This is a genomic window from Ulvibacter sp. 2210JD10-4, from assembly GCF_058148525.1.
Map to the genome: position 1 here is coordinate 131,590 of NZ_JBYVJZ010000001.1, position 12,397 is coordinate 143,986.

A 12,397-nucleotide genomic window follows, 5' to 3' on the forward strand; every position below is an offset into this window, starting at 1 on the left:
ACAAAAGTACTAATAATGGATGTAAAAATAGAGTCAAGCTGGAAGGAAGAACTTCAGGACGAATTTGAAAAAGATTATTTCAAAAAATTAATACAATTTGTAAAAGCCGAATACACTACATATCGTTGTTTTCCTCCCGGCAGGCAAATTTTTTCAGCTTTCGACCATACTCCTTTTCACAAAGTAAAAGCGGTAATTATTGGGCAGGATCCGTATCATGGCCCCGGACAGGCAAATGGGCTTTGCTTCTCGGTTGCAGATGGAATTGCTAAGCCTCCGTCCTTATTAAATATTTTTCAGGAGATTAAAACCGATGTTCAAAAACCTGTTCCGGAAAGCGGAAATTTAGAGCGGTGGGCAGATCAGGGTGTTTTATTGTTAAATGCTACATTAACCGTTCGTGCGCATCAAGCTGGTAGTCACCAAAATAAGGGATGGGAAGAATTTACCGATGCTGTGATAGCAAAGCTTTCAGAAAAAAGAGAGGGTTTGGTTTTTATTTTATGGGGTGGTTATGCAAAACGAAAAGGAGCAAAGATCAATGCATCAAAGCACTTGATATTGTCAAGTGGCCATCCATCACCTCTTAGTGCCAATAGAGGGTATTGGTTTGACAATAAACATTTTAGTGCCGTAAATAATTATTTAGAAAAAAATAAAGAGGAACCAATTAATTGGTAAGGATAAGGCAATGGGATAGAAAATAATATTGGGAGTAGTAAACTATTCTTCTTCAGGAACTTCGTGTTCTGAAACGTCATTACAACTAAACTGTAACAATAAAAAATTTGTTACAAGTAAGCCCCCCAATACAATAAAAAACGTAGTCATAATATCTCTTTTACTTTAGTAAGATGCGTAGGTTGTATCAGGGTTGCGTAAAAAAATAAAAAAAATTAATTTTCACTATTCGCTTCATTTGCAATAAAACCTTTCAGGTTATTTAATGTTCCGTTAAATCGGTCAAAATCAACATCTCCATGAATATCATTTAGGTCATATGTGTCGGATCGTTGCCAAAAGGTCCACCCTTTTTTCTTCCAGGCAGTCGGAACATTTGGAGTTTCGTTACTGGTATATTCTGCAACCCATAAGGGATAAAAACTAAGGTCTTTATTAACCAGGTATTCATTAGCAAAATATGTATTGGAATAGAGTAGTGGGATCTTACCGGATAGTTTCTGTATTTCTTTCAGAAAGGTAAGAACATCTTCCTGCAATTTACTTTTTGAAATTGTTCCTCTAATACTTGCACTTTCCACATCTAAAACCAAAGGGAGATCTGAAGCTGTATAGTCTCTTGATAAAGTGCTCCAAAAGAATTGGGCTTGTGTAGTAGGGTCATCAGATGTAATGTAAAAATGATACGCTCCTCTTATTCTGTCACTTTGTTTTATCTGGCTCCAGTTATGAGCAAAATCTGTGTCCATCAATGTTTGCCCTTCTGTTGCCTTACAAATGGCAAAGGATACTTTTGGGTTCAGGGAATCCCAGTTGATTACCCCTTGATACTTTGAGATATCGATTCCTTTAGCCCAAACTATAGTATCTTGTGTGGTAGTAGTGGTAGCGGTAGAAATATTTTTTTTTGTAGAGAACTCAGTAAGGTCTGCCGTTTTATCAGTAAAATTATTTTGTAATAAAATGGCATCGGAGATCAATATAACTCCAACAAATATTGAAAGGAATATCACTACTATAATAGTAACAGTATAAAAGCTATTGGTTTTCAAATCTATTGGTTAGCTGCTATTAAGTGTCTCTATCTGCTAATAAAGATACAATAAGTTTTCAGTAGGGAAAATCTCTTTAATTAAGTCCAGTTTCAAAAGCTTTTGTTGTACACGACCTGCTTCTTCAAAGGAAAGTTGTTTTTGGCTCCATTCGGTCATGGCGAGCCATTCTTGTACATCGTCTAATTTCTGGCCATACCTGTTCGAGATCATTTTATCGATAGAAGGGATATTTTTAAAATCTATGGTAGTATTGTTTATAATCTTTAAAACTGCCCTTACATTTTCTTCATCCTGCTCCAATACTTCATTTCGTACAGCTATCACAAAACAGGGCCAGGGAGTAGGGCATTCTCCAACGAGACGAAAAATACCGTCATCTACATAAGGTTTTGTAGTAAATTTCTCCCACATAAAATAGTCGCCTTTGCCTTTTGGAAGCCCTTTCAGGGCTCCGTCAAGGTTTTCGATAACTTCAAATTTAAGGTCCTCTTCAAGATTCCATCCTTCATTTTCAGCATTTATATACGCCATTAGATGAGAGCCGGAGCCATACCTGCTTATAGCGGCATGAGTACCTCGCAATTCATCAACAGACTTATAACTTGAATTTTCAGCCACATGGATGCCCCAAACAAGAGGAGATCTTACAAACACCTGTACAATTTTACACTGGTTTCCATTAATGATATCACGAATAATTCCTTCTGTTAGTATTACTGCCATATCAATTTCACCGTCACGCAACGCCTGGCACATTTGTCCGGTACCTCCATGAAAATCTTTCCATCGTAAATTAATATCTTCCTCATGGTATTCCTTATCCCTCAAGGTTAGGTACCAGGGAAGGTTAAAATGTTCGGGGACACCTCCTATATAAAGATCTTTCATTGTACTAAAACTTCTAACGTATGCTGAATGAGTTTGTGAATGGCCTCTTTTGGCTTTTTACTGAAAGTACCATTTGGTCGATTTGCGATAATAGCATTGAGTGATAAAGCGCGATGCCCTAAAAGTTTTGACATTCCATAAATACCTGCGGTTTCCATTTCCAGGTTAGTGATCTTTATGCCGTTGTATTCAAATGAAGCTATCCTATCATTCAACGTTTTATCCTGAAGCGGAAGTCGCAATACGCGCCCTTGCGGGCCGTAAAACCCTACATTGGTGGTAGTGCACCCCCTTATGATATCTTCTGAAGCAAATAGCCTTAGGAGGCTGGTATCTGCAGCAATCACATACGGACTTGACTTTTTAGAGAACCAATGGGTATGTTTTATAAATGCTTCTGAAAAACCTTCATCCATAAACTGTCCGCCTTTATAAAAATGAAGGAGATTGTCAAAACCAATTCCCAATTCACTAACCAACATACTATCTACTGGGATTTCGGGCTGTAATGCTCCTGAAGTACCAATTCTCACAATGGTTAATGCTTTCAGTTCTTTATTGACGGTCCGTGTTGCAAAATCTATATTGACCAATGCGTCCAGTTCGTTAAAAACGATATCGATATTATCAGTTCCTATCCCGGTAGACAACACCGAAATTCGTTTTCCTTTATACCTGCCTGTATGTGTTTTAAACTCTCTGTGGTATGCCTTTACTTCAACAGTATCAAAATAGTCTGAAACCAGGTCGACACGTGCAGGATCGCCTACAATAATGATAGTATCGGCAATTTCATCCGGTTTTAGGTCGAGGTGGTAAATACTGCCATCCGGGGTTAAGATCAGTTCAGATTCGGGAATTCTCATAGTATCATTATCCTCCAACGCGTTTGGTTTTAAATCCTTTATCTTGTAAAAACTGCATTATTTTATCGCGATAATCCCCTTGAATGATAATCTGCTCATTTTTAAAACTACCACCAACACTCAATAGTTGTTTGATCTCTTTGGCAAGTTGTTTAAAGTCACTATCGGCACCTGTATATCCTTCAATGATAGTAATAGGTTTTCCTTTTCGTTTTTCGTATTTACAGATAAGTGGAGCATCCTGTAGCCAAATGGCAGGTTCTTTAGTATGTTCAGGTCCTTCAGAAGAAGGAACATGTTCAGGGAAAAGATTTTTTAATTGATCTTGTAAATCCATTATTTTTTTATCAACCCTATTTCAACCAAACGTTGGTGTAAAAATTCTCCTGCTGTGATATCTTCATATGCTTTGGGATGTGCTTCATCAATACATTTTTCCAGGCAATTCAGTTTCATATCACTTCGGGGATGCATAAAGAAAGGTATTGAGTAACGTGGATTTCCCCATTCTTCTTTGGGTGGATTTGCCACTCGATGTATGGTTGAACGCAATTTATTATTGGTATGACGTTCCAGCATATCACCTACATTGATCACCAATTCATCTTCTTCCGGAATGGCATCGATCCATTCCCCATCTTTGCGAAGTACTTGTAGCCCTCCGGTAGAAGCTCCCATTAAAAGAGTAATTAAATTAATATCTCCATGAGCACCTGCACGAACAGCACCTTTAGGTTCTTCGGTAATAGGAGGATAGTGTATAGGGCGTAAAATACTATTTCCGTTGGTTGCCCAGTGATCGAAGTAATGCTCTTCAAGCCCTATATACAATGCCAAGGCCCTTAATACATAGATCCCTGTTTTTTCCAGCATTCTGTAGGCCTGCATTCCTGTTGAATTGAACTCCGGAATTTCAGAAACCAGTACATTATCAGGGTATGAGTCGGGAAGATTTGCATCTTCAGTAGGTTCCTGCCCAAAATGCCAAAACTCTTTCAAGTCACCTTCTTTTTTTCCTTTGGCATGTTCCTTTCCAAAGGAAACATACCCTCGTTGGCCGCCTAACCCTTCTATTTCATATTTCTTTTTCGTCTCAACAGGAAGCGCAAAAAAAGATTTTACTTCCCTGTAAAGGTCTTCAACTAAGGCATCACTTAAGAAATGATTTTTAAGAGAGACAAAACCAATTTCTTCGTAGGCACGGCCTATTTCATTTACAAATTTCTGTTTTCTAACCGGGTCACCCGAAATAAAATCGGCTAAATCTACGCTGGGTATATTGTTCATAACGGTAGTAATTAAGACTACAAATATACCAAAATAGTAGTGCATTTCCGAAATATCGGATCTATTCAGCAATTGTATTTTCAAAACGATCTATTGTTCTTTTTTAAAACATTAGGGTATTTTTCCGTATATTTAAAGAACCCTGCTTCATTCAATCAAAAAAGAACGCTTTTAACCGATCAAATTTTATGCGTTATGAAAACAACACTACTACTTGTATGCGCTTATTTATTGTGCGCTATTGAAATGAATGCTCAGATCGTTGACATTCCCGATCGTTCTTTTAAACTCATATTATTGGACCAGGATGACCCTATAGTAGATACCAATAATGATGGAGAGATACAGGTGAGTGAAGCAGAAGCATTAACCGGAACGTTGGATCTGTTTGATTCTGCTTATAGCATATTAGATCTAACCGGAATAGAAGCCTTTGTAAATATCACGGGATTAAAAATTAAGTATCATGAAATAACCACACTGGACCTTAGTCATAATACAGCCTTACAATTTTTAGAGTGTTCTTTGACCAAAGTCTCGACGATGAATCTCACACAAAATGTTTTATTGACAGAGTTGAAAGCTAACGGAAACGAGTTGATCTTCTTAGACTTAAGTCAAAATACTGCATTAGAGAAGCTGTTTCTAAGTGAAAATATGGTCGTGAGCTTGGACTTGAGCCAAAACCCTGCACTGGAGTATGTAGGACTTACCGGAAACCTTTTAACTTCTTTGGATATACGAAATGGTAATAATACCAATATATTATCAGGAGGATTTTGGTCTTACGAAAATGCAATACTCGAATGCATTTTTGTAGATGATAGTGCCTGGAGTGAAGCGAATTGGATCTATACCGACCCGGCTTCTTCTTTTGTTGAAACACAGGAAGAATGCAATAGCCTTGGGGTTGATGAATCGTTATTGGAAACAGTTAAATTATATCCAAACCCGGTAAACAAAATATTGCAGATCTCAATACCTGACAAAGTTTTTGAACCAACCAACTTTACGTTGCTGGATGTATTGGGTAGAGAAGTGTTTCATACAAGATTGCAAGAAAGAGAAAGCACTATTGATGTGTCTTACCTGCAAAAAGGCATCTATTTTGCTGCCTTGAAACAAAACTCTGAGGTCATATTTGTAAAAAAAATAGTCAAATTCTAAATCTGATAAATAATTTACTTCTCTTATCAGCTACTTTTTAAAGGATTTATTTTCAAATTAATATTTTGAAAATTTATGATAAAACAATAGTATCTCTCCTTACATTTTTTTCTACTTTTGGACAATTCAAATAAAAGCTATGAGCTCTAAAACATTGCCAACAGTTCATTTTAAGTACGACAGGGAAGGCCTTGATGATAATACCCTGATCTCCTTATATAAAAGGATGCTAAAGCCTCGTATGATCGAAGAAAAAATGCTGATCCTTTTACGCCAGGGTAAAATATCAAAATGGTTTAGCGGAATTGGGCAGGAAGCTATTTCGGTTGGAATTACTTCCGTGTTACACAAAGATGAATACATTTTGCCAATGCACCGAAACCTTGGTGTTTTTACTACTCGCGAAATTCCATTACACCGATTGTTTTCCCAATGGCAGGGTAAGGCCAGTGGATTTACCAAAGGGCGGGACCGCAGCTTTCATTTTGGAACTCAGGAATACAATATTGTAGGAATGATATCGCATTTAGGGCCACAATTTGGGGTTGCAGACGGAATTGCTCTGGGTAATACACTTAAAGAGAACAATCAAATTTGTGCTGTATTTACCGGAGAAGGAGGGACAAGCGAAGGAGATATTCATGAAGCATTGAATGTGGCCTCTGTATGGAGTTTACCGGTTCTTTTTTGCGTTGAAAATAATGGCTACGGGCTCTCAACCCCTACAAGCGAACAGTACAATTGCGAGCATATAGCGGACCGGGGGAAAGGCTATGGGATGGAAGCGCATATCATTGAAGGCAATAATATTTTAGAGGTCTATACCAAAGTAAACCAGTTGGTAGCAAGTATGCGTCAGGACCCGCGCCCAATACTTTTGGAATTTAAAACCTTTAGAATGCGTGGACATGAAGAGGCGAGTGGTACTAAATATGTTCCTCAGCAGTTAATGGACCAATGGGCCGCAAAAGACCCTCTCGAAAATTATGCAGAATACCTGCGATCGAATAATATCCTGTCTGAAGAAGATGAAGTACAGTTTAAGAAAGAGATCATTCATGAGATCAACAAAAATCTTGATATCGCTTTTGCTGAAGAAGAGATTGTGTCTAGTGAAACTAATGAATTAAATGATGTATTTCAATCATTTATATATCAAGAAATTAAACCAAATAAAACTATTGAAGAATTACGATTGATCGATGCTATTTCATTAGGACTGAAACAATCTATGCAGCGACATGATAATTTGGTGATAATGGGGCAGGACATAGCTGAATATGGAGGTGTTTTTAAGATCACCGATGGTTTTTTGAAAGAATTTGGAAAAGAACGTGTACGCAACACACCTATATGTGAGTCTGCCATAGTCTCAGCAGCTATGGGATTGTCCATTACCGGATTCAAAGCAGTTATGGAAATGCAATTCGCAGATTTTGTGACCTCAGGATTCAATCCAATTATAAATTATCTGGCAAAATCGCATTATCGATGGAACCAGAATGCCGATGTTGTTATAAGAATGCCCTGTGGTGCGGGAGTAGGAGCCGGGCCGTTTCACAGCCAGACCAATGAAGCATGGTTTACACATACACCGGGTCTAAAAGTGGTATATCCTGCTTTTCCATACGATGCAAAAGGACTATTGGCTACAAGTATAGAAGATCCGAACCCCGTGTTATTCTTTGAGCACAAAGCATTGTATAGAAGTATTCGTCAGGAAATACCTACAGATTATTATACCTTACCTATTGGCAAAGCTTCTATTCTGAAAGAAGGAAATGATGTTACGGTAATTACCTATGGAGCCGGAGTACATTGGGCTTTGGAGGTTTTAGAAGAACTTAAAGATATTTCAGCAGATCTAATAGACCTTCGTACGTTAATGCCTTTAGATACCGATGCAATTTACGCTTCAGTAAAAAAGACCGGGAAGGCAATTATTTTGCAAGAAGATTCTTTATTTGGAGGAATAGCTTCAGATATTTCGGCATTACTTTCAGAAAATTGTTTTGAGCATTTAGACGCTCCCATAAAACGTGTGGCAAGTATGGAAACTCCAATTCCGTTTGCAGCACAATTGGAAGCACAATATCTTTCAAAAAGTAAATTCAAAGAATCGTTACTAGATCTATTGGCCTATTAAAATTTCTGAAATAGACGGGTTGATAAAATATGCACAAATATTTCTATGCATATTTCTACTTTTTATAGTATCTTAGTATCGATTCCCCATCAAAATTTTTAACTTACATAATCAAATAATAACACTCACCATTTATGAAAAAATTAATTTTATTATCTGTTTTTGCAGCACTTGTATTTGCTTGTGGTACACCAAAAACAGTGCAGGAATCCAGAAAAGTAATTAAAGGAAACTGGTCGTTGGATACCATTACCTACAGCGAAGCCGGAACTTTTAATGTAACTGTCTTTAGTGATACTTCAAAAGAATGCTTTGAAGGCACAACGTGGAAATTTGTTCCCAATAATAACAGAGGGATCTATACGGTAAATAACAGTAACTGTCCTACCGGAGACCGGAATTTTATTTTTGATATCCAGGAAATGGACCCTAATTCCGGTTTGTATGATTTCTTGCTAAAACCTACCGATGCAAAATACAAATCTGCCGATAATAAAGGATTTAGAGTACGATTGGCAAGACTTAACAACAATTCCATGCAATGGGAACAAACCGTTTCATTGGATGGAAAACCCTTTAAAATAACTATGAACTTTTCAAAAATTAGCGAATAATGAAAACACTTATTAAAAGTATATTTTTAACTGCATTATCTTTGGCCCTTGTGGTAAGTATCTCTAGCTGTGAGGCAACTAAAAATGCAAACAATAAACAAAAAGGAGCCGTTATTGGTGCTGCTGGTGGAGCCATTTTAGGAGCCATTATCGGAAACAATGTTGGCAAAGGAGGAAATGGAGAAATGGGTGCAGTGATTGGCGGTGTTGTAGGAGGTACAGCCGGAGTCCTTATTGGAGCCAAAATGGACAAACAAGCGCAAAAAATCGAAGAAGAAATCCCTGGAGCCGAAGTGGAACGTGTGGACGATGGAATTGTAATTACCTTCGATGAGAATAGTGGAGTATATTTTGCTACCGGTAAATATAATATCAATGATGCCTCAAAGATCACACTCGATAAATTAACAAGTATTCTCAAAGAGTATAGTGATACAAACGTATTAGTTGTTGGCCATACGGACAGTGTTGGATCAGACGAATCCAATATGACACTTTCTAAGAACAGGGCAAATGCGGTAACTAATTATTTCACAGGCACCAAAGGGTTGAGTGCAGGTCGATTCACTACCAACTGGTATGGTGAGCAAAGTCCGGTAGGTGATAACAATACAGCCGAAGGTAGAGCAAAGAACCGCCGTGTTAACATTGTGATCGTACCTAATGAGCAAATGATAGAAGATGCCCAAAATGAGGCAGACGGAAACTAAAAATTAAAACACTACTTTTTTAGATCCCATGTTCTTCATGAATATGGGATTTTTTTATGCCATATAAAACTTCGTATCTTAGTTAAGATATGGCAAACCTTATTACATACGATGTATTGATTATTGGTGGCGGACTTGCAGGCCTCACCTGCGCATTGCACTTGTCACAAAGTGATTGTAAGGTTTTATTGATAGAAAAACATCCCTATCCACACCATAAGGTATGTGGTGAATATGTATCTAACGAAGTACTTCAATATTTAAAAACCCTGAGGATAAACCCATATGCAGAAGGAGCAAAAAAGATATCGAAATTTGAAATGAGTAGTAAGAGCGGAGCCATGATACATGCAGAACTCCCATTAGGTGGTTTTGGGATAAGCAGGTATCATTTTGACAATATCCTTTATAAAACCTTACGGAACCATACAGAAGTTTTATTTGATACTGTCAACAGTGTTTCATTCTCTTCTGAAACATTTACGGTAGAAACACAAAGCAAAAACAGTTATAAAGCTCACTATGTCGTTGGGGCCTTCGGAAAAAGGTCCAATATAGACATCAACCTGAAACGAGATTTCATTCAAGAGCGGTCACCCTGGTTAGGTGTAAAGGCTCACTACGAATATGACTTTCCCGAAGATACGGTAGCCCTTCACAATTTTAAAGGAGGGTATTGTGGCCTGTCAAAAACTGAAACCAATGCTGTTAATGCCTGTTATCTTACCACTTATAAGTCTTTTAAGCGTGTGGGTACTATCGAAGCCTTTCAAAAGCAAGTTCTTTCAGAAAATCCATATCTGAAAGATTTTTTCAGCAATGCCAAACCACTTTTTGATAAACCGCTTACTATTAGCCAGATATCCTTTCAGAAAAAAGAACCTGTCGCGAATCATCTTTTTATGGTAGGGGATAGTGCAGGACTCATTCATCCGCTCTGTGGAAATGGAATGGCAATGGCAATACACGCTGCCAAATTGTTTGCTGAACTGTTTTTAAGTGCATATAAAACAGGACATATCGAGCGACTTCAGCTTGAACAGCTGTATACAGATACCTGGCAGAGGACCTTTTCAAAACGGCTAAAAACTGGCAGAAGAATTCAAAATATATTATTACGCCCCACTGCAACATCTATAGGATTTGGAATTGCAAAAGTAGTACCGGCACTGGTTCCAAACCTTATCAAACACACCCATGGTAATGTATTATAAATGGTAAAATTTTCATCTACATATCGCTCTACAGAAGCTGAGATCATGGATGACCTCAATTTACAGGGAGACGAGATGAAGTTGTTGCTAACTGATCTAAAGAACCTTAATAAATGGTTGGGAGGGAATTATATAACACGTAATGGAATCTCAAAATTATTGAAAGAAGGTTCAAAAAATAAAACATATACCATTGTCGATCTGGGCTGTGGAGATGGTGAAATGCTCCGACAGTGTTCAAATTACGCTACTAAACACTCCTATAAATTTGAACTAATAGGAATAGACGCGAATCAATTTATTTTGGACGAAGCAAAAAAAAGATCTGTTGCATTTAAAAATATCTCATTTAAAAAAATAGACGTATTTTCAGAAGAGTTTAAACTTCCCCCATGTGATATTGTAATGTGTACATTGTTTTTGCATCATTTTAAAAATGATGCAATTGTGGAATTGTTCAATAAATTGACAAAGACTGCGAAAGTTGGAATTGTAGTGAACGACTTACACCGAAGCAAAATTGCTTTTATATTGTTCAAATTAATGAGCACAATGTTTGTAAAAACCAAAATAGCACGCCACGATGGACTTGTTTCAATTGCGCGTGGGTTTAGAAAAGAAGAACTAAAAACGCTTTCAGAAAAAATGAAGGTTAAAACATTTTCGATACAATGGAAATGGGCCTTTCGGTATCAATGGATTATCAAAACAGGGGAATGAATGTAAAGATCACATCGGTTGCAAAGCAATTGCCGCCCTATACTCGTAGTACAGACGAGATACTTCCCTATGTGGAAGCCTGGCTGCAAGGGCAAGAGCCCCGTTTTATAAGAAAAGTACTCAAGATCTTTGAGGGGGCAGGGGTAGACCGCCGTTATTCCATTATGGATGCCCACGAAGTATTTTTAAATTCTTCTTTTGAAGAACGCAATGACATCTATGTACGGGAGATAAAGAAACTGGGGAGATTATCGTTGGAAAAAGCATTGGATAAGAGCAATTGGAAGCCAACAGATATTGATTTCCTGATCACCGTAAGCTGCACAGGAATTATGATTCCCTCGATTGATGCCTATTTGATTAATGATCTTAAAATGCGTCAGGACGTGGTACGTTTGCCTGTTACTGAAATGGGCTGTGCTGCCGGTGTTTCCGGAATCATCTATGCAAAGAACTTTTTAAAAGCCAACCCCGGAAAACGTGCCGCAGTAATTGCACTGGAATCTCCTACAGCTACTTTTCAGCTAAATGATTACTCGATGGTGAATATTGTAAGTGCTGCTATATTCGGGGATGGAGCTGCATGTGTCTTACTTTCTTCGAACGAAGCGGATAGCGGGCCAAAGATCATTGATGAAGAAATGTATCATTTCTATGATGCAACACATATGATGGGCTTTAAATTAGTAAATACAGGACTGCAAATGATCCTCGATAAAGATGTGCCGGAACAGATCGCTACTCATTTTCCGAAAATCGTCCATCCCTTTTTAAAGAAGAACGGAAAAATCATCGAAGACATTGATCATCTCATATTCCATCCCGGTGGAAGAAAGATCGTACAAACTGTGGAAAGTCTTTTTGGAAGTATGGGTAAAGACATAGACGATACCAAAGAAGTTCTTAAATTGTATGGAAATATGAGTAGTGCGACAGTATTATATGTATTGGAACGTTTTATGGAAAAGGAGATAATAAAAGGAGATCTGGGATTAATGCTGAGCTTTGGCCCCGGTTTTTCTGCACAACGGATTTTACTGGAATTTTAA

The 12,397-nt window shown here is 37.7% G+C and carries 13 protein-coding genes; 8 read left to right on the forward strand and 5 right to left on the reverse strand.

The window, feature by feature from the left end; genetic code table 11:
• Positions 1-15 precede the first annotated feature (15 nt).
• Positions 16-681, forward strand: coding sequence for a uracil-DNA glycosylase (locus ACY2RT_RS00640; protein ID WP_490153932.1), 666 nt, complete (start codon positions 16-18; stop codon positions 679-681).
• Between the two features lie 215 nt (positions 682-896).
• Here the strand turns inward: ACY2RT_RS00640 and ACY2RT_RS00645 are convergent, their stop codons facing one another.
• The 5 genes from ACY2RT_RS00645 to ACY2RT_RS00665 are packed head-to-tail and all read right to left on the reverse strand — an operon-like array spanning position 897 to position 4,777.
• Complete coding sequence (locus ACY2RT_RS00645) at positions 897-1,733, reverse strand: glycoside hydrolase family 25 protein (RefSeq protein ID WP_490153933.1); 837 nt, start codon at positions 1,731-1,733, stop codon at positions 897-899.
• A gap of 36 nt (positions 1,734-1,769) precedes the next feature.
• Positions 1,770-2,624 carry a substrate-binding domain-containing protein gene (locus ACY2RT_RS00650; RefSeq protein WP_490153934.1) on the reverse strand — a complete coding sequence of 285 codons (855 nt, stop codon included), beginning with the start codon at positions 2,622-2,624 and terminating at the stop codon, positions 1,770-1,772.
• A complete protein-coding gene (locus ACY2RT_RS00655) occupies positions 2,621-3,490 on the reverse strand; it encodes a nucleoside phosphorylase (RefSeq protein ID WP_490154917.1) in 870 nt (289 codons plus the stop codon). The genes ACY2RT_RS00650 and ACY2RT_RS00655 overlap by 4 nt, the downstream gene beginning before the upstream one ends.
• A 7-nt stretch (positions 3,491-3,497) precedes the next feature.
• Positions 3,498-3,827: a translation initiation factor gene (locus ACY2RT_RS00660; RefSeq protein ID WP_490153935.1), complete on the reverse strand. Its 330-nt coding sequence runs from the start codon at positions 3,825-3,827 to the stop codon at positions 3,498-3,500.
• Entirely contained in the window at positions 3,827-4,777 is a 951-nt protein-coding gene (locus tag ACY2RT_RS00665) for an isopenicillin N synthase family dioxygenase (protein WP_490153936.1), read from the reverse strand. The genes ACY2RT_RS00660 and ACY2RT_RS00665 overlap by 1 nt, the downstream gene beginning before the upstream one ends.
• 195 nt (positions 4,778-4,972) lie before the next feature.
• Here ACY2RT_RS00665 and ACY2RT_RS00670 point away from each other — a divergent pair, with 195 nt between their 5' ends.
• The 7 genes from ACY2RT_RS00670 (at position 4,973) to ACY2RT_RS00700 (ending at position 12,397) form a co-directional block, all read left to right on the forward strand.
• Positions 4,973-5,944: a T9SS type A sorting domain-containing protein gene (locus tag ACY2RT_RS00670; RefSeq protein WP_490153937.1), complete on the forward strand. Its 972-nt coding sequence runs from the start codon at positions 4,973-4,975 to the stop codon at positions 5,942-5,944.
• Positions 5,945-6,083: 139 nt separating this feature from the next.
• The gene (locus tag ACY2RT_RS00675) at positions 6,084-8,090 is read left to right on the forward strand and encodes an alpha-ketoacid dehydrogenase subunit alpha/beta (protein WP_490153938.1); all 2,007 of its coding nucleotides are present in this window, start codon (positions 6,084-6,086) and stop codon (positions 8,088-8,090) included.
• A 134-nt stretch (positions 8,091-8,224) separates the two neighbouring features.
• Positions 8,225-8,704 carry a lipocalin family protein gene (locus ACY2RT_RS00680; protein ID WP_490153939.1) on the forward strand — a complete coding sequence of 160 codons (480 nt, stop codon included), beginning with the start codon at positions 8,225-8,227 and terminating at the stop codon, positions 8,702-8,704.
• A complete protein-coding gene (locus ACY2RT_RS00685; RefSeq protein ID WP_490153940.1) occupies positions 8,704-9,414 on the forward strand; it encodes a YiaD family glycine zipper/OmpA-like lipoprotein in 711 nt (236 codons plus the stop codon). Before ACY2RT_RS00680 ends, ACY2RT_RS00685 begins: the two co-directional genes overlap by 1 nt.
• Positions 9,415-9,503: 89 nt before the next feature.
• Positions 9,504-10,628, forward strand: a complete 1,125-nt coding sequence (locus tag ACY2RT_RS00690) for an NAD(P)/FAD-dependent oxidoreductase (protein WP_490153941.1) — start codon at positions 9,504-9,506, stop codon at positions 10,626-10,628.
• The gene (locus tag ACY2RT_RS00695; RefSeq protein WP_490153942.1) at positions 10,629-11,348 is read left to right on the forward strand and encodes a methyltransferase domain-containing protein; all 720 of its coding nucleotides are present in this window, start codon (positions 10,629-10,631) and stop codon (positions 11,346-11,348) included. It begins immediately after the preceding gene.
• Positions 11,345-12,397, forward strand: a complete 1,053-nt coding sequence (locus ACY2RT_RS00700) for a type III polyketide synthase (RefSeq protein ID WP_490154918.1) — start codon at positions 11,345-11,347, stop codon at positions 12,395-12,397. The genes ACY2RT_RS00695 and ACY2RT_RS00700 overlap by 4 nt, the downstream gene beginning before the upstream one ends.